Annotated in this window: 17 protein-coding genes; 8 read left to right on the forward strand and 9 right to left on the reverse strand. The window is 71.5% G+C overall.

Annotation, left to right across the window (positions count from 1 at the left end):
• Positions 1–4: 4 nt before the first annotated feature.
• Both folE and ACFVFH_RS13025 read left to right on the forward strand, forming a co-directional pair.
• The gene (folE, locus tag ACFVFH_RS13020) at positions 5–610 is read left to right on the forward strand and encodes a GTP cyclohydrolase I FolE (protein WP_383766594.1); all 606 of its coding nucleotides are present in this window, start codon (positions 5–7) and stop codon (positions 608–610) included.
• A 332-nt stretch (positions 611–942) separates the two neighbouring features.
• Positions 943–1,071 (forward strand): hypothetical protein, encoded by a 129-nt coding sequence (locus ACFVFH_RS13025; protein WP_383766596.1) that lies wholly within the window; start codon positions 943–945, stop codon positions 1,069–1,071.
• Positions 1,072–1,140: 69 nt separating this feature from the next.
• On the opposite strand, the gene ACFVFH_RS13030 is transcribed toward ACFVFH_RS13025, so the two are convergent.
• The 6 genes from ACFVFH_RS13030 to ACFVFH_RS13055 all read right to left on the reverse strand — a co-directional run bounded on the left by ACFVFH_RS13030 (position 1,141) and on the right by ACFVFH_RS13055 (position 6,106).
• Positions 1,141–1,623: a DUF3180 domain-containing protein gene (locus ACFVFH_RS13030; protein ID WP_383766599.1), complete on the reverse strand. Its 483-nt coding sequence runs from the start codon at positions 1,621–1,623 to the stop codon at positions 1,141–1,143.
• A gap of 115 nt (positions 1,624–1,738) precedes the next feature.
• A complete protein-coding gene (gene folK, locus ACFVFH_RS13035) occupies positions 1,739–2,350 on the reverse strand; it encodes a 2-amino-4-hydroxy-6-hydroxymethyldihydropteridine diphosphokinase (protein WP_383766602.1) in 612 nt (203 codons plus the stop codon).
• Entirely contained in the window at positions 2,347–2,706 is a 360-nt protein-coding gene (gene folB / locus ACFVFH_RS13040; protein ID WP_383766604.1) for a dihydroneopterin aldolase, read from the reverse strand. The genes folK and folB overlap by 4 nt, the downstream gene beginning before the upstream one ends.
• Before the next feature lie 202 nt (positions 2,707–2,908).
• A complete protein-coding gene (locus tag ACFVFH_RS13045) occupies positions 2,909–3,388 on the reverse strand; it encodes a nuclear transport factor 2 family protein (protein WP_383766607.1) in 480 nt (159 codons plus the stop codon).
• On the reverse strand, positions 3,385–4,182 hold the full coding sequence (gene folP, locus ACFVFH_RS13050) for a dihydropteroate synthase (RefSeq protein ID WP_383766816.1): 798 nt from the start codon (positions 4,180–4,182) through the stop codon (positions 3,385–3,387). The genes ACFVFH_RS13045 and folP overlap by 4 nt, the downstream gene beginning before the upstream one ends.
• Positions 4,183–4,276: 94 nt before the next feature.
• Positions 4,277–6,106, reverse strand: coding sequence for a phosphatidylglycerol lysyltransferase domain-containing protein (locus ACFVFH_RS13055; protein ID WP_383766610.1), 1,830 nt, complete (start codon positions 6,104–6,106; stop codon positions 4,277–4,279).
• A gap of 138 nt (positions 6,107–6,244) precedes the next feature.
• Here ACFVFH_RS13055 and ACFVFH_RS13060 point away from each other — a divergent pair, with 138 nt between their 5' ends.
• A complete protein-coding gene (locus tag ACFVFH_RS13060) occupies positions 6,245–7,369 on the forward strand; it encodes an alpha/beta hydrolase (protein WP_383766613.1) in 1,125 nt (374 codons plus the stop codon).
• A gap of 220 nt (positions 7,370–7,589) precedes the next feature.
• Here the strand turns inward: ACFVFH_RS13060 and ACFVFH_RS13065 are convergent, their stop codons facing one another.
• Positions 7,590–8,768: an ABC transporter ATP-binding protein gene (locus ACFVFH_RS13065; RefSeq protein WP_383766616.1), complete on the reverse strand. Its 1,179-nt coding sequence runs from the start codon at positions 8,766–8,768 to the stop codon at positions 7,590–7,592.
• Between the two features lie 131 nt (positions 8,769–8,899).
• Between ACFVFH_RS13065 and ACFVFH_RS13070 the strand changes: the two genes are divergently transcribed.
• The 4 genes from ACFVFH_RS13070 to ACFVFH_RS13085 all read left to right on the forward strand — a co-directional run bounded on the left by ACFVFH_RS13070 (position 8,900) and on the right by ACFVFH_RS13085 (position 12,523).
• Entirely contained in the window at positions 8,900–9,610 is a 711-nt protein-coding gene (locus ACFVFH_RS13070; RefSeq protein WP_383766619.1) for an ABC transporter permease, read from the forward strand.
• A gap of 3 nt (positions 9,611–9,613) precedes the next feature.
• Entirely contained in the window at positions 9,614–10,309 is a 696-nt protein-coding gene (locus tag ACFVFH_RS13075; protein ID WP_383766622.1) for an ABC transporter permease, read from the forward strand.
• A gap of 122 nt (positions 10,310–10,431) precedes the next feature.
• A complete protein-coding gene (locus ACFVFH_RS13080; protein ID WP_383766625.1) occupies positions 10,432–11,418 on the forward strand; it encodes an ABC transporter substrate-binding protein in 987 nt (328 codons plus the stop codon).
• Positions 11,419–11,512: 94 nt separating this feature from the next.
• Complete coding sequence (locus ACFVFH_RS13085) at positions 11,513–12,523, forward strand: hypothetical protein (RefSeq protein ID WP_383766628.1); 1,011 nt, start codon at positions 11,513–11,515, stop codon at positions 12,521–12,523.
• A 150-nt stretch (positions 12,524–12,673) separates the two neighbouring features.
• Here ACFVFH_RS13085 and ACFVFH_RS13090 read toward each other — a convergent pair whose 3' ends face one another.
• Together ACFVFH_RS13090 and ACFVFH_RS13095 are read right to left on the reverse strand one after the other, a co-directional pair.
• Positions 12,674–13,816: an NADH-quinone oxidoreductase subunit D gene (locus ACFVFH_RS13090; RefSeq protein WP_383766631.1), complete on the reverse strand. Its 1,143-nt coding sequence runs from the start codon at positions 13,814–13,816 to the stop codon at positions 12,674–12,676.
• Positions 13,817–13,895: 79 nt separating this feature from the next.
• On the reverse strand, positions 13,896–14,879 hold the full coding sequence (locus ACFVFH_RS13095) for an SAM-dependent methyltransferase (protein ID WP_383766634.1): 984 nt from the start codon (positions 14,877–14,879) through the stop codon (positions 13,896–13,898).
• Between the two features lie 96 nt (positions 14,880–14,975).
• Here ACFVFH_RS13095 and ACFVFH_RS13100 point away from each other — a divergent pair, with 96 nt between their 5' ends.
• Positions 14,976–16,178: a sensor histidine kinase gene (locus ACFVFH_RS13100; protein ID WP_383766637.1), complete on the forward strand. Its 1,203-nt coding sequence runs from the start codon at positions 14,976–14,978 to the stop codon at positions 16,176–16,178.
• Positions 16,179–16,294 lie beyond the last annotated feature (116 nt).

Raw genomic sequence — 16,294 nt, forward strand, 5'->3', positions numbered from 1 at the left:
ACAGATGACCGACCCGGTGACGTTGGACGGCCAGGGCTCGATCGGCGAGTTCGACGAGAAGAGGGCCGAGGCCGCCGTACGCGAACTCCTCATCGCGGTGGGCGAGGACCCGGACCGCGAGGGGCTGCGCGAGACGCCGGGGCGGGTGGCGCGGGCGTACAAGGAGATCCTGGCCGGTCTGCGGCAGGAACCCGAGGACGTGCTCACCACGACGTTCGACCTGGGGCACGACGAGATGGTCCTGGTGAAGGACATCGAGATCGTCAGCCTCTGCGAGCACCATCTCCTTCCGTTCCACGGTGTCGCGCACGTCGGCTACATCCCGGCGGAGAGCGGCAAGATCACTGGCTTGTCCAAGCTTGCCCGGCTGGTCGACGTCTACGCCCGTCGGCCGCAGGTACAGGAACGGCTGACCACGCAGGTCGCGGACTCGCTCATGCGCATCCTCGAAGCGCGCGGCGCGATCGTGGTGATCGAGGCCGAACACATGTGCATGTCGGTCCGGGGCATCCGGAAGCCCGGGGCGAAGACGACGACCTCGGCGGTGCGCGGTCAGCTGCGTGACGCCTCCACGCGTGCCGAGGCGATGAGCCTGATAATGGCGCGGTAGCGGAATTGTCAGTGTCCGTCCGCACTCTCCTGGATCAGTGACTGATCATCTGGTTCAGGAGGAATGCCGTGGGGCAGGGGCTTCCGAGCAAGCAGACCGTGAACGTGGTGCATGCGACGTTCACCGTCTCCCCCGGTCAGTCACTGAGCACGCCGGACGGCTGGGCCCCACGCGCGGGATGTGTCCGGCACGGTCCTGGCCTGGACGCACGCCGGACGAGGCGTTCGCGGCCAAGTACGCACGTCGTCGACGACTGGGCGGCACGCGGAACCTTCCGGCCCGAGCGCCACCCGGTACAACCGGTCGAGTCGGCATGGGCCGAGGTCACCGCGGTGCGGAAATGCCGTGCCGGAAGCAAGCCGTTCACCTTCTACGGCTATCACCTCGACTTCTACGGCTGTCACCTCGACCCGCATCCGACCTTCCTGGTCCACGGGCACCTGGCCGGGCAGATGTGGTGACCCGGACGAAAGGTCCCGGGGCCTTCGGTCCGCATCGGGCCGGCCGGATGCTGCGGGCGGTCCCGGGACCTACGCGGCCGCCGAGCTCTTGTCCTTGTCCTCGTCCTCCGGGAGCTTGCAGATGCGCTCCAGCCAGAGGGCGGCGGCGACCACCGCGATGCCCGCCAGGACCGAGAAGCCCGCGTAGATCGCTTGGTCGCGGCGGGCCGGGATGTCCAGGGAGCCCAGCAGGAAGACGCCGGTGCCGCCGTACATGCCGGCGACCAGGGAGACCACCAGGGCACTGGCCTGGCCGAAGACGACGGCGCGGGCGGCCATCAGGGGCTCGACGCCCTTGGCTCCCGGCCGGCGCTCGCGCTGGGCGCGCAGCCGGGAACGGATGGAGAGCGCCGTCGCCAGCAGGATCACGGCGATCACGGCGAGCACGATCGGCGCGGCGAGCGGGACACTCGGCAGGCTGCCCCGGGAGTCCCAGAGGCGGGCGCCGCCCCAGGAGAGCACCCCGGCCCCGGCGAAGAGGCCGACCAGTACCCCGAGCCTGAGTTGCTTCACCGCGTGGTCCGCCCTTCGCCGCCAGTGGTCCGTGCCGTCCGTGGTCGCCGTCGCCGGTGATCCGTGTCGTCCTCGGTCGCCGTCGCCGGTGATCCGTTTCCGCTGAGCCTAACGACTACTCGGGCAGACGGAGTTCCAGATCGGCCCGGGGCAGCACGCCGTCACGGCCGACCCCGGCCAGCAGCTCCGTGACGGGCCCGGCGCCGGGCAGCTGGGCCGCCGGGTCGATGTCGTGCCACGGGGCCAGCACGAAGGCCCGCTCATGGGCCCTGGGGTGGGGGAGGGTCAGCGCCGGGTCGTCGGAGACGACATCCGCGTACGCCACGATGTCGACATCGATGGTGCGCGGGCCCCAGCGCTCGTCGCGGACCCGGTCGAAGGCCTCCTCGACGGCCTGGCCGCGCTCCAGGAGGGAGGACGGGGGGAGCGTCGTCTTCACGACGATCACCGCGTTGAAGTACGAGGGCTGGGAGCCGGGGTCGACGCCCCAGGGCTCCGTCTCGTACACCGGGGAGACGGCCTTGACCCGCAGGCCCGGGGTGTCCTCCAGGGCGTCGATGGCGCCCTGGAGGGTCTCCAGGCGGTTGCCGAGGTTGGAGCCCAGGGAGATCACGGCGCGCTTGGGGTTGGAGAGGGTGATGTCCGCCGCGTCCACCTGCTCGACCACGGAGGCGGGCACCGGCTGTACGGTCGGGTCGCTCTGCCCATCGGTGGAAAACGCGGTCATACTCGGCTCCGGGTGATGGTGATGGTCACGTCGTCGAAGGGGACGGTGATCGGCGCGTCCGGCTTGTGCACCACGACCTCCACCTCCTCGACTCCTTCGTGCTTGAGGCACTGCTGGGCGATGCGCTCCGCCAGCGTCTCGATCAGATCGACGGGGTCTCCCTGCACCACCTCGACGACCTCCTCCGCGACGACGCCGTAGTGCACGGTCTTCGTCAGGTCGTCGGCGGCCGCCGCGGGGCGGGTGTCCAGGCCCAGCACCAGGTCCACGATGAAGGTCTGGCCCTCTTCCCGTTCCCGGGGGAAGACGCCATGGTGCCCACGGGCCTTGAGGCCGCGCAGCGCGACACGATCCACGCGAATCACTCCTGCTGTCGTTGGTCGTAGGGACACGGGGCCGCGTGCGGACGGCGAGGTGCCCTCATTCGAATCTACCTGCGGGCACCGACAGTGCTCGCCTGCGGGGGCCTCGGACCCCGCCTCACGGACTGGTAGCCGCGTATACCCGCGCTGCCCGGATCCAACCCCCTTCCGGGGGTACGACCGCTCGGCCACCTGCTCAGGAAGGGGACTCTTCGTCCTCTTCGTCGCCGGATTCGGTCAGCACGGGCGAGCCGTGGTGGGACCAGAGCTTCCAGCCGTCCGGTGTGCGCCGGAACACATTGGTGGCCACGACGAGTTGGCCGACCAGCGGTCCGAGGGCGTTGCCCTCCTCCGCGGGGCCGCCGCTGAGGATGTTCTCCGTACAGGTCACCAGGGCGGTGTCGCCGGTCATGGAGACCCCGACGTCGGTCAGGAAGAACTGGATGTACTCGGTGTTCGCCATGATCAGGGCGTAGCTGCGCAGCACCTCGCCGCGGCCGGTCAGCACCGGCCAGCCCGGGTGGACGCAGGAGACGGTGAGGTCCTCGCCCGGCAGCCAGAGCCCGGAGAGCTCCTCGAAGTCACCGCGCTCCATCGCCTCGTAGAAGGCGGTGTTGGCCTGCTCGACGGCCGCGATGTCGGCGGCGGCCTCCGCGTGCTCGTCGCGCCCGGTCACGCGGCTCCCTCGACGGCGCGGGCCACCCGGACGGCATCGGCCGTGGCCCGCACCTCGTGGACCCGGACGGCCCAGGCGCCCGCCTGGGCGGAGAGCGCGGAGATCGCCGCGGTGGCGGCGTCGCGTTCCCGGGCGGGCGGCGGCGCCGCCCCGTCACCGGCCAGCACATGGCCGAGGAAGCGCTTGCGGGAGGCGGCGACCAGCAGCGGGCGGCCCAGGGCGCGCAGCTCGTCGAGGTGGGCGACCAGGGAGAGGTCGTGGCCGGCCTCCTTGGCGAAGCCGAGGCCGGGGTCGATGACGATCCGTTCCGGGGCGACGCCGCCCGCCACCACGGCGTCCATCCGGTCCCGCAGCTCCCGGGCGACCTCGGCGACGACGTCCCCGTACACCGCCCGGCTGTTCATGGACTCGCTGAAGCCGCGCCAGTGCATCACGACGAAGGGGGCGTCGGCCGCGGCGACGACCGGCACCATGTCCGGGTCGGCGAGGCCGCCGCTCACATCGTTGACCAGGGCGGCTCCGGACGCGATGGCCTCCCCGGCGACCCGGGCGCGCATGGTGTCCACGGAGACCGTGACCCCTTCGGAGGCCAGGCCCCGGACGACCGGGACCACGCGGCGCAGCTCCTCCGACGCGTCCACCCGGCTGGCGCCGGGGCGGGTCGACTCGCCGCCGACGTCGATCAGGTCGGCGCCCTGGGCGACCAGGTCGAGGCCGTGCTTGATCGCGGCCGTGGTGTCGAACCAGCGGCCCCCGTCGGAGAAGGAGTCCGGGGTCACGTTCACGACGCCCATGACCGCGCAGCGGTCCCACTCCGGCAGGCCCTGGACCGTGCCTCGTCCACGCAACGTACTCATGCGACCAGCGTAGGCCCCGTACGGAGCGGTGTTACGCCGCGCGCGCGTGCTGCTCCTGGGTGTGGGCGCAGGGGCGGCGCCGACGGGCCGGGAAGCGGCGGGCGAAGGGGCGGGGGAGGGCGAGGTTCACGAAACCCTCCGCCTGCATGGCGGCGAGGGAGATGCGGGGAAGGTCGCGGGCGGTGCGGTAGACGACGAAGCGCGGCTCCCAGCGTGGCCGGAACTTGGCGTTGAACTTGTACAGCGACTCGATCTGGAACCAGCGCGAGAGAAAGATCAGCAGTCCGCGCCAGATCCGCAGCACCGGTCCGGCGCCCAGCTTCTCGCCCCGGGCGAGCGCCGAGCGGAACATCGCGAAATTCAGCGAGACGCGCCCGACTTTCAGCCGGGTGGAGGCCTGGAGGGCGGCGACGATCAGCAGTTCGTTCATGCCGGGGTCGGCGGAGCGGTCGCGGCGCATCAGGTCGAGGGACATGCCGTCACGGCCCCACGGGACGAAGTGGAGCACGGCCTTCAGGTCGCCGTAGGGGGATTCGTCGGTGTCCTCGTCGGCCTTGTGGGCGGTGGCGACGACGCAGTCGCCGTCGGCCGGGTCGCCGATCCGGCCGAGTGCCATGGAGAAGCCGCGCTCGGTGTCGGTGCCGCGCCAGTCGGCGGCGGCGCGGCGGATGCGGGCCAGTTCGGCCTCGCCGATGTCGCTCACGCGACGGACCCGGGTCTCGTAGCCGAGGCGTTCAATGCGCTTCACCATCTGGCGTACGTTGCGCATCGCGCGCCCGGCGAGCGAGAAATCCGCGACGTCCACCACCGCCTCGTCGCCGAGTTCCAGGGCGTCGAGTCCGGTCTCGCGGGTCCAGACCTCGCCGCCGGTCTCGCTGCACCCCATCACGGCCGGGGTCCAGGAGTGGGCCCTGGCCTCGTCCATGAACCGCTCGATGGCGCCGGGCCAGGCCTCCACGTCGCCGATCGGGTCGCCGCTGGCGAGCATCACCCCGGACACCACCCGGTAGCAGACGGCGGCCTTGCCGCTGGGGGAGAAGACGACGGCCTTGTCGCGGCGGAGCGCGAAGTGGCCGAGCGAGTCGCGGCCGCCGTGCTTCTCCAGCAGGGCGCGCAGCCGGGCCTCGTCGTCCTCGGTGAGCCGGGCGGCCGGGTGTTCGGGGCGGAAGGCGAGGTAGATGGTGGTGACGGCGGTCAGCAGGCCGAGGGCCCCGAGGGAGTACCCCACGGTCCAGGAGGTGTCACCGGCGTACTTGACGGGGCCCTCGAAGCCGAGCATCCCGTACAGCACGTGCTGGAGCCGGTCGGCGACGCTGGGGCTGCCCACGACCCGGCCGGGGTGGGCGCTGACGACGATCAGCCCGAGGCCCAGCGAACCCGCTCCGAGGAGGACGAAGTTGGCCAGGGCCCGCCAGCGGCTCCGGGGGTCGGGGAGGGCGGCGAACTCGCCGCGGTTGCGGACCAGCAGCAGGCAGAGCGCCAGCGAGACGAGCGTGCCGATGACCGAGTGCCGGTAGATGAACTGCGCCAGCGCCCCGGCGGGCAGCAGCACGACGGCGGCCCGCCAGGCCCGCCGCTTGCGCCGCTTGAGGCCGTGCGCGAGCAGCAGCAGCAGGACGCCCGCGCTCAGCGAGAGCGCGGCGGCGAACGGCCCCAGGGCGCCGGGCAGTACCTCGGCGAGCGTGTGCATCCGGCTGTGCCGGAAACGTGGAAAGACGCCCGCGGCGACATCGATCAGGCCGACGGCGGTGCAGGCGGTACCGACCAGCGTCGGTACGGACTCGGGGCGCGGGCCACGTACGAACTTGCGTACGGGACTCGGAACCGATCCCGATTTATCCCCATCTAGCGTGACAGACATCGCTTCCCGTGGTTCCGCGAGAGATTCTTGAGTCCTTCGGTCGTAGCCCTCCGGACGATGTGCGACCTGTAGGACGAGGCTTCCGGGCCGTGGGTTCACCCGCCGTACGGAAATTTCCAGACAAGAAAGCTCACCTCCATGGGTCTTACCAGCAAAACATTTCTGGTTCTGGCCATCGCGATGGCCGTGGTGTTCTTCGCGGTCACCATCTGGCTCTGGCCCCGGCTGGCCCGGCGCAGCGTTCCCGCGGTGTTCGGCAGGGTCGGCCTGCTGCTGGCGACCCAGGTGACGGTCTTCGTCACGGTGGCCCTGGTGGCGAACAACTCCTTCCTCTTCTACGGATCGTGGGCCGATCTGTTCGGCCAGAAGCAGGACCTCGGGGTCGTCACGGACAACGCGGCCGGGGCGCTGGCCTCCAAGAACATCGTCCGGGTCGGCATCCAGCGGCCCGATGTGCCGGGCAGCGCGCTGCCCGAGATGGGCGGCCGGATCGACAAGGTCGTCATCGCCGGTCACCGGTCGAAGATCGAGAGCTCGGCGTACGTGTACCTGCCGCCCGAGTACTTCCAGCCGGCCTTCGCCCGCCGCAAGTTCCCCGCGGCCGTCGTGCTCACCGGCTACCCGGGCGTCTCGGAGAACCTCCTGAAGGGCCTCCAGTACCCCCGGACGGCACACGAACGAGTGAAAGCGGGCCGGGCGCAGCCGATGATCCTGGTGATGCTCCGGCCCACGGTCGCGCCGCCGAGGGACACCGAGTGCGTGGACATCAAGGGCGGGCCGCAGACCGAGACCTATCTCGCCGAGGACGTGCCGCAGGCGATCTCCGAGTCGTACCGGGTCGGGAGGGTGGCCCGTAACTGGGGCATCATCGGCAACTCGACCGGCGGGTACTGCGCACTGAAGATCGGGCTGCACCACCCGGACCGGTTCGCGGCCAGCGTCGGGCTCTCCGCGTACTACAAGGCGGCCGAGGACCCGACGACCGGGGACCTCTTCCAGGGCGACCAGAGCGCGCGGAACCGCGCGGACCTGATGTGGAGCCTGGACCACATGCCCAAGCAGCCGGACTCGTCCTTCCTCGTCACGACCTCCCGGCACGGCGAGGGGAACTACCGCACCACGCGGCAGTTCATCTCCAAGGTGAAGTCGCCCGCCCAGGTCTCGTCGATCGTGCTCGACAGCGGCGGGCACAACTTCAACACCTGGCGGCGGGAGATCCCCTCGGCACTGGACTGGCTGAGCAGCCGGCTCAGCGAGAACTGACCGGGACGGTCGGGCGGCGGTGCGTGAGGGGCTCGCCGCCGTACCGTGCGCGGGCCGTTCTCGTTCCGCCGCCGTAGCGTGCGCGGGTTGTCGGCTCGGCGTCGCACCGCGTGCGGGCCGTTGTCGTCCTGCCGCCGTACTGTGCGCGGGTTGTCGGCTCGGCGCTGCCGTGTGCGGGCTGCTCCCGTCCCGCCGCCGTACCGTGCGCGGGCCGGCCGGCTCACCGCGCGACGCTCTCCACGGTCTCGACCGCCACCTCGGCGCGCGGGACGGCCTGGGCGTCCGCGTCGATCGAGCGGCGCAGCGCCTCGTGCAGCCGGGCCGGGGTGAGCACGCCGAGGAACCGGCCGGCGCTCTCCTCGTCGATGACGGCGATCCAGCCCGCGTCGTGCTGGAGCATGGTGGCGAAGGCCTGCTTGAGCGGGGCGCCGACGGGCAGCCACGCCTCCATCCGGCGGGCGTGCGCGCGCACCGTGTCGCCGGTACCGGAGCCCCCGGCCCCGTCGGCCGGGATCCAGCCGTGCAGATTGTCCTGGCCGTCCAGCACGACGGCCCAGCGCGCCCCTTCGGCCCGCAGCCGTTCGGTCGCGCGCGCCAGGGAGTCGTCGAGGTGGACGACCGGCGGCTGGTCGAGGTCGCCCTCCTCGATGGGGGTCACGGAGAGCCGCTTGAGGCCGCGGTCGGCGCCGACGAAGTCCGCGACATAGGGCGTGGCGGGTGCGCCGAGCACGGTGGCCGGGGAGTCGAACTGCTCGATGGAGCCCTGTCCGTAGACGGCGATCCGGTCGCCGAGCCGGACCGCTTCCTCGATGTCGTGCGTGACGAACAGGACGGTTTTACGGACCTGTTCCTGAAGTTTCAGGAATTCGTTCTGCAGCCGTTCCCGTACGACCGGGTCGACCGCGCCGAAAGGCTCGTCCATCAGCAGCACCGGCGGGTCCGCGGCCAGTGCCCTTGCCACGCCGACGCGTTGGCGCTGGCCGCCGGAGAGCTGTTCCGGATAGCGGTCGCCATAAACGGAAGGGTCGAGTCCGACGAGGTCGAGGAGTTCGGCCGCGCGTTCCCGGCCCTTTCCCCGTTTCCAGCCCAGGAGATGGGGGACGGTCGCGGTGTTCTCCAGGATCGTGCGGTGCGGGAAGAGTCCCACCTGCTGGATCACATAACCGATACGGCGGCGCAGCCGGACGGGGTCGATGGTGGATATGTCGTCCCCGTCGACGAATATCCGGCCCTCGGTCGGTTCGATCAGCCGGTTCACCATCTTCATGGTCGTCGTCTTGCCACAGCCCGACGGTCCGACGAGCGTGACCAGTTCACCCTCGGCGACCTCGAAGGAAAGGCCGTCGACGGCGGTGGTGCCGTCCGCGTACCGCTTGGTGACGTGCTCGAAACGGATCATGGTTCCCCATTGTGGCGCGTGTTCTGTGAAGGACATGTTGCTGAAATACAACGGCTCCGGCGATTGTCAGTGGTCGAGGATAGGGTCGCCAGACATACGTACGAAGCGGTGACCGGGAGGTGGGGGGACGGATGGCCGCGGGACAGAACTGCCTGGTGACGAACGACTGGATCTGCGGGGAGTACCTCCGCACCCGCAGCCAGGAGTTGACCGATGCGACGGTCCAGCACATCTGGATCACCGCGGTCTCGGTGGTGATCGGGCTCCTGGTGGCTTTTCCGCTGGCGCTGCTCGCGCGCCGCGGCCGCCGTTTCGCCGGACCGGTGCTCGGGCTGACGACGGTCCTCTACACCGTGCCCTCGCTCGCCATGTTCTCGCTGCTGCTGCCGTTGTTCGGGCTCTCCGCCGCGCTGGTGGTCACCGGCCTGGTGCTGTATTCGCTGACCATCCTGGTGCGGAACATCCTGGCCGGTCTCGAAGCCGTCCCTCAGGAGGCGAAGGAAGCCGCGCGGGGCATGGGATACGGGCCGGTGCGGCTGCTCTGGGAGGTCGAACTGCCGTTGGCCATGCCCGCGCTGATGGCCGGTGTGCGGATCGCCACGGTGTCGACGATCGCGCTGACGACGGTCGGTTCGATCATCGGCCGGGGCGGCCTCGGCAATCTCATAGGCGACGCGCTGCCCAGCTTCTTCAAGGCCCAGGTGCTCACCGCCTCGGTGCTGTGCGTCCTGCTCGCGGTCGTCGCGGACCTGCTGCTGCTCGGCGTGCAGCGGCTGCTGACCCCCTGGACCCGCATACGCGCCGCGCACGCGGACGCGGACACCGTGGCAAAGGCGGTCTGACCCATGGGAGTTCTCGGCGAGGCCTGGACCTGGCTCACCACCGGCGCCAACTGGTCGGGGGAGAGCGGGGCGGCCCACCGGCTCGGTGAGCACCTGTACGTCAGCGGCGTGGCGCTGGCCCTCGCGTGCGCGATCGCGCTGCCGGTGGCGCTGTTCCTCGGGCACATCGGGAAGGGCGGCGCGCTGGCCGTCAACCTCTCCAACGTGGGGCGGGCGGTCCCGGTCTTCGCGGTGCTGGCGCTCTTCATGGTCTCGCCGCTGCGCAACGCCGGATATGTGCCGACGGTCATCGCGCTGGTGCTGTTCGCCGTGCCGCCGTTGCTGACCAACGCCTACGTCGGGATGACGGAGGTCGACCGGTCGGTGACGGAGGCGGCCCGGGGCATGGGGATGTCCGGGCGGCAGCTCTTCCTCCGGGTGGAGCTCCCGCTCGCCTACCCGATGATCATGACCGGGCTGCGCTCCGCCGCGGTCCAGGTGGTCGCCACCGCCACGATCGCCGCGATGGTCGGCCAGGGCGGCCTCGGCCGGATCATCACCGCCGGGTTCAACACGTACAACACCCCGCAGGTGGTCGCGGGAGCGGTGCTGGTCGCCGTGCTCGCACTGCTGGTGGAGGCGGTGCTGGTGGGGCTGGACCGGCTGCTGTCGCCGCTGCGCCGCCGCCGCGCGGCACCGGACGGCGCGACGGCGACATGAGGCCCACATGAATTCCGGTCCGCCGTCCCTGGACCCACCGGTCCGCCACCCCGGATCCATCCGGTCCGCCATCCCCGGATCGCATCTCGTACAGACCCTGTTGCTGTGGACGGAGAACACCCATGAGCAAGACCTCGCGCATAGCCGGCGCGGTCATCGGCATGATCGCGCTGGGCGGCTCGCTCGCCGCCTGCGGCGGCGACAGCCTGGAGAAGGACAAGGAGGGCTCGGCGTCCTCCGGCGGCGCCGCGGGCTCCGGGAAGAAGGGCTCGCTGGTCGTCGGCGCGGCCTCCTTCACCGAGTCCAAGGTGCTCGCGGAGCTGTACGCCCAGACCCTGGCCGGCGCCGGATACCGCACCTCCGTCACCACGGTGGCGAACCGGGAGCTGTACGAGCCGTCCCTGGAGAAGGGCGAGATCGACGTCGTCCCCGAATATGCCGCGACGATCGCCGAATTCCTCAATGCCAAGGTCAACGGAGCGAAGAAGGCCGCGAAGGCGCCGGTCGCCTCCGGGGACGCGGCGGCCACGGTCGCCGCGCTGGAGAAGCTCGCCGCCCCGCGCGGACTGAAGATCCTCCCGGTCGGCCGGGCCGTCGACCAGAACGCCTTCGCGGTGACCAAGGAATTCGCCGCGAAGAACAAGCTCAAGACCCTTTCGGACCTCGGCAGGTCGAAGGTCGGAGTGAAGATCGCGGCGGGAGACGAGTGCGAGGTGCGGCCGTTCTGCGCACCCGGTCTGAAGAAGACGTACGGCATCGACGTCACCGGAATCGACCCCAAGGGAGTCGGCACGCCGCAGTCCAAGCAGGCGGTCAAGGACGGGAAGGACCAACTGGTCCTCACGACCACCACCGACGCGGTCCTGGACAGCTACGGCCTGGTGTTCCTGGAGGACGACAAGAAGCTCCAGAACGCCGACAACGTACTGCCGGTCCTCAATGCCAAGGACGCCGGTTCCCAGGACATTGCCGACGCACTCGGCAAGCTCACCGAGGCGCTCACCACCGAGGATCTCGCGGAACTGAACCGCAAGGTCGACGCCGAGCGCGCAAAGCCCGCCGATGTGGCCAAGGACTATCTCCGGACGAAGGGCCTCGTCGAGAAGTAGGAATCGGGGGGAAAAGGGGCCGTCAGGTAACCGGGAGGGAACAGATTGGCGGGCGGCCCCCCAAGGGCCCCGCACACACGGTAAATTTCAGGCCATGCCACGTGGACGTCATCGCCATTCGCCACCTCTGCACAGAATCCTTCCGTCGTCGGCAGTCGTCGGAGTCTCGGTTCTCTGCGCCTCGGGCGCCTGGCTGCTCGCCGAGCCCCTGGTCCTGCGCGGTCTGGTGACCGCATCGGCGGTCGCCGCCGTGACCGGCGCGTATCTGATGCGCAGCTGGGACCGGGAGGCCGGCCGCCGGGTCGCGGAGCTGACCCGGGCCCGCGCCGGTGACGAGTGGCGGGCCGAGGAACGCCTCGCCGAGCTGGAGGCCGACCTGGAGGAGTCGCGGGAGCTGCGCACCCGGCTGGAGACGAAGCTGCGCCGCAAGCGCGTGGAGCTCGCCAACCTCCGCGGGGAGCACGCCGCGCTGCTGCGCCGGTACGCCACCGCCGAGACCGGACGGGCCAGCGCGCTGGAGGGCCGCAGACAGCTCGCGCTCGAAGCCGCCGCACCCCGGGAGCTGCCCGCCGCGCGCAGCACGCCGACGCCGGCCGCCTATCTGCGGGCCGCCCAGGCGCTGGAGGACCTCGCGCGCAACGGGGCGCTCCAGGAGGCGCGCCGCACCGCCGAGCAGGCCAGGAAGCGCGATCTCGCGGAGCGGTCCCGGGAGGCGGAGGAGCGCCAGGGCAGGCACGCCGCCGACGAGGACCGGACCGGCGCGCACCATCTGCGCCCGCCGGCCGCCCTGCCGCCGACCCGGCAGTCCGCCGCGCTTCCCCCGGCACGCACCGCACCGGCCGCCACCGCCGTCGCCCCGTACGCGGCGTCCCGCCGCCATCTGGTGCCGCAGGGCAGCTTCGACTTCTTCGGTACGCAGAAGGCGCGCGCCGCGATCGAGTCCGTGCAGGACGAGGACCTCGCCGATGTGGTGGGCGAGGAGGCGCTGGCCGCACACCGTACGGGCACGGCCGGGAACCGGGCCGTCGGCGCGGTCATCGACCTGACCGCGCACGACGAGACCGAGCAGCTGGACGTGGTGGAGCTGCGCAGCGCGATCTCGTAGCCACCCGCCCGGGGCGGGCCGTCCCGCCCCGGGGACGGCCCGCAGCCGTCGATCGCGGGCGCCGCGGCCCGCACCCGCCGACGCGGTGCGCGTCGGCGCCGGCGCCGGTCCTCGTATGCGGGTGCGGGTGCGGTTGCCGACGTGGGGCCGCTACTTGTCGATGTCGCCGACGACGAAGAAGAGCGAGCCCAGGATCGCCACCATGTCCGCCACCAGCGTGCCCGGCAGCAGTTCGGTGAGCGCCTGGATGTTGTTGTACGAGGCGGAGCGGAGCTTGAGCCGGTACGGGGTCTTCTCGCCCTTGGACACCAGGTAGTAGCCGTTGATGCCGAGCGGGTTCTCGGTCCAGGCGTAGGTGTGGCCCTCGGGGGCCTTCAGTACCTTGGGCAGCCGCTGGTTGATCGGACCGGGTGCCAGGGCGGCCGTACGGTCCAGGCAGGCGTCCGCGAGGTCCAGCGCGTTGTGCGTCTGTTCCAGCAGGCACTCGAAGCGGGCCAGGCAGTCCCCCTCGGTGCGGGTGACCACCTTCAGGGTGTCCTGGAGCTCCCCGTACGCGAGGTACGGCTCGTCGCGCCGCAGGTCGAAGTCGACGCCCGAGGCGCGGGCGATCGGCCCGGACACCCCGTACGCGTGCACGGCCCCGGCGGAGAGCACGCCCACCCCGCGGGTGCGGCCCCGGAAGATCTCGTTGCCGAGCACCAGGTCGTCGTAGACGTCCATCCGGGAGCGGACCGAGGCGATGGCGTCCCGGACCCGGCCCAGCCAGCCGGCGGGAAGGTCCTCCTTGAGGCCGCCGACCCGGTTGAACATGTAGTGCATCCGGCCGCCGGAGACCTCCTCCATCACGGCCTGGAGCTCCTCGCGCTCGCGGAAGGCGTGGAAGACCGGGGTGATCCCGCCGAGTTCGAGCGGGTACGAGCCGAGGAACATCAGGTGGTTCAGGACCCGGTTCAGCTCGGCGAGCAGGGTGCGGGTCCAGACCGCGCGCTCCGGGACCTCCATGCCGAGCATGCGCTCCACGGCCATCACGACGCCCAGCTCGTTGGAGAACGCCGACAGCCAGTCGTGGCGGTTGGCGAGCATCACGATCTGCCGGTAGTCACGGGCCTCGAACAGCTTCTCCGCGCCGCGGTGCATGTAGCCGATGACCGGTTCGGCGTGCTGGACGCGCTCGCCGTCCAGCACGATGCGCAGTCGGAGCACACCGTGGGTGGAGGGGTGCTGGGGGCCGATGTTGAGCACCATGTCGGTGCTCTCCGCCGCGCCGCCGATACCGACCGTCGTCTCCGTCATGCGGCCAGTATCGCGTGAACGCGCCGGGGACCGGAGCCCAGGGCGCTGGTTCTGAGCCCTTGTGCTGTGCCAGTCGGCCTCAGCCCCTGCGCTGCGTCAGCCAGCCGAAATCGCCGAGGCCGCCCCGGGCCGTCAGTTCCGCCGCCTCGCCCGCCGAGGCGAGCGCCCGTACGTAGCCCGCCGGGTCGGTGGACGCCAGGGCCAGCGGCGGGCGTCCGCCGCTGACGCCGAGGCGGCCCAGCGCCTCGCGCTGGCTCAGCAGTTCGGGCGGCGGCGCGCCCGCCGTCGCCCCGGCCGCCGCGCACGCGTCCAGCGCCACGTGCGCGGTGAGGTCGCAGCTGCCGTCCGGGACCGGCCGGACCTCGCGTCCGGCCCGGAAACCGGTCAGGGTGCCGAAGGGCGGCCGGGCCCCCCGCACATGGGCGTAGTCCACCGCCACGGCGAGCCCCCCGGCCAGCGTGGCCACCGCCCGTGCCCAGGCCTCGTCGCGGGGGCGCCCGATCTCCGCGCGGCCGCCCGGCCCGGCCGACGGCCACCAGCGGCGCAGCCATGCGGCGTCCGCCCCGGTCACCGGCTCGCCGAGCCGTTCCGCACCGTCCGCCGTCCGGACCAGGACGTACCGGTCCACGCCGTCCGCGTCGGTCTCGGCGACCTCGGCCGGGACGTTGTCCAGCCACTCGTTGGCGAACAGCAGCCCGTGCGTGCGCGGCGGCGGTTCGGCGCACCACTCGATCCGGGGATCCAGGCCGGGCGGCCGGTCGGCCAGCTCCACGGCGTACGCCCGTACGTCGAGACCGTCGGCGCCCGCGGCCGGCAGCGCCGCCAGCACCCCCGTCAGCAGCTCGCCCCGGCCGGCCCCCAGATCCACCAGGTCGACCGAACCGGTCCCCAGCTCCCGTGCCGTCCCGACCAGCAGCCGGGCGACGGCGGCGGCGAAGAGCGGGGAGGCGTGCACGGAGGTACGGAAGTGGCCCGCCGGTCCCTCGGGGCTCCGGTAGAACCCCCCGTCCCCGTACAAAGCGGTCTCCGCCGCCTCCCGCCACCCACGCCACTCATCCGCCACATCCCCAAGTCTCCACCTTGGGGAGTACGGCCCCCGAGGCCGGATCGGCCCTTCGGCTGACCCGACCGCCCCTCGCCTGTCCCTACGCTGGGTCACGTGCAGCGTCTCTACGACTTCCTCCGCAGACACCCGACGGGCGTCGACAGCTTCTGGGCCGTCGTACTCCTCGGGCTCTCCGGCGTGTCCATGGCGGATGTCCCGGAGAGCGGCCTGCGGCGGCTCGCTGCCGCTCTGATCATCCTCGGCTTCTGTCTCGTCGTCGCCCTGCGGCGGCGCGCGCCGGAGAAGATGCTGCTGCTCACCATCGCGATGGGGGTGGCGCAGCTGGTCACCGGGGTGGGCCCCGGCGTCATGAACTTCGCCATGCTGGTGATCGTCTTCACCGTGGCCACCGTCGGGGAGCGCTGGGCGTCCCGGCTCGCGCTGATCTGCAGCCTGTGCGCGGCAAGTCTGTCCAAGCTGCGCTGGCCGGCGGAGGCACCGCGGTCCGGCTGGGCCGAGGAGATCTTCATCGTCGTCGTGCTCACGGTGCCGTTCGTACTGGCCTGGGTGCTCGGCGACTCGATGCGGACCCGGCGGGCCTACTTCAGCCAGCTGGAGGAACGGGCCGCCCGGCTGGAGCGGGAGCGCGAGGCGCAGTCGAAGGTCGCGGTGGCGGCCGAGCGCGCCCGTATCGCCCGTGAGCTGCACGACGTCGTCGCGCACAACGTGTCGGTGATGGTGGTGCAGGCCGATGGCGCGGCGTACGTCATGGACGCGGCGCCCGACCAGGCCAAGCAGGCCCTGGAGACCATCTCCAGCACCGGCCGGCAGGCGCTCGCCGAGATGCGGCGGCTGCTCGGGGTGCTGCGCACGGGCGACGCGCAGGAGAGCGGGGAGTACGTCCCGCAGCCCGATGTGGGCCAGATCGAGGACCTGATCGAACAGGTCAGGCAGACCGGTCTGGCCGTCGACTTCAAGATCGAGGGAACCCCGCGCCCGCTGCCCAGCGGGGTCGAGCTGACCGCGTACCGCATCGTGCAGGAGGCCCTGACCAACACCCGCAAGCACGGCGGCCCGGACGCGGGGGCCAGCGTGCGTCTGGTCTACTTCGACGACGGGCTCGGGCTGCTCGTCGAGGACGACGGGCGGGGCGCCGCGCACGAGCTGTACGAGGACGGCGGCGCCGACGGCGCGGGCCACGGGATGATCGGTATGCGGGAGCGTGTCGGCATGGTCGGCGGCACGCTGGACGCCGGGCCGCGTCCAGGCGGCGGCTTCCGGATCAGCGCGCTGCTGCCGCTCAAGGCCGCCCATTAGCCGTTCGGGCGCACAGGTGATCAGGTGATCAGGCGCACCAGAAGTTCAGGCGCACCAGATGTTCGAGCCCACCAGATGTTCGAGCCCACCAGATGTTCGGGCCACCAGACGTTTCG

Source organism: Streptomyces sp. NPDC057697, assembly GCF_042799335.1.
Lineage (GTDB): Bacteria > Actinomycetota > Actinomycetes > Streptomycetales > Streptomycetaceae > Streptomyces.

What these genes read in the sequence shown, in the direction of transcription:
- folE (WP_383766594.1), top strand. Translation starts at nt 5, where the DNA reads ATGACCGACCCGGTGACGTTGGACGGCCAGGGCTCGATCGGCGAGTTC.
- folK (WP_383766602.1), bottom strand. Translation starts at nt 2,350, where the DNA reads ATGACCGCGTTTTCCACCGATGGGCAGAGCGACCCGACCGTACAGCCG.
- folP (WP_383766816.1), bottom strand. Translation starts at nt 4,182, where the DNA reads ATGGGCGTCGTGAACGTGACCCCGGACTCCTTCTCCGACGGGGGCCGC.
- ACFVFH_RS13055 (WP_383766610.1), bottom strand. Translation starts at nt 6,106, where the DNA reads ATGTCTGTCACGCTAGATGGGGATAAATCGGGATCGGTTCCGAGTCCC.
- ACFVFH_RS13060 (WP_383766613.1), top strand. Translation starts at nt 6,245, where the DNA reads ATGGGTCTTACCAGCAAAACATTTCTGGTTCTGGCCATCGCGATGGCC.
- ACFVFH_RS13065 (WP_383766616.1), bottom strand. Translation starts at nt 8,768, where the DNA reads ATGATCCGTTTCGAGCACGTCACCAAGCGGTACGCGGACGGCACCACC.
- ACFVFH_RS13070 (WP_383766619.1), top strand. Translation starts at nt 8,900, where the DNA reads ATGGCCGCGGGACAGAACTGCCTGGTGACGAACGACTGGATCTGCGGG.
- ACFVFH_RS13075 (WP_383766622.1), top strand. Translation starts at nt 9,614, where the DNA reads ATGGGAGTTCTCGGCGAGGCCTGGACCTGGCTCACCACCGGCGCCAAC.
- ACFVFH_RS13080 (WP_383766625.1), top strand. Translation starts at nt 10,432, where the DNA reads ATGAGCAAGACCTCGCGCATAGCCGGCGCGGTCATCGGCATGATCGCG.
- ACFVFH_RS13085 (WP_383766628.1), top strand. Translation starts at nt 11,513, where the DNA reads ATGCCACGTGGACGTCATCGCCATTCGCCACCTCTGCACAGAATCCTT.
- ACFVFH_RS13090 (WP_383766631.1), bottom strand. Translation starts at nt 13,816, where the DNA reads ATGACGGAGACGACGGTCGGTATCGGCGGCGCGGCGGAGAGCACCGAC.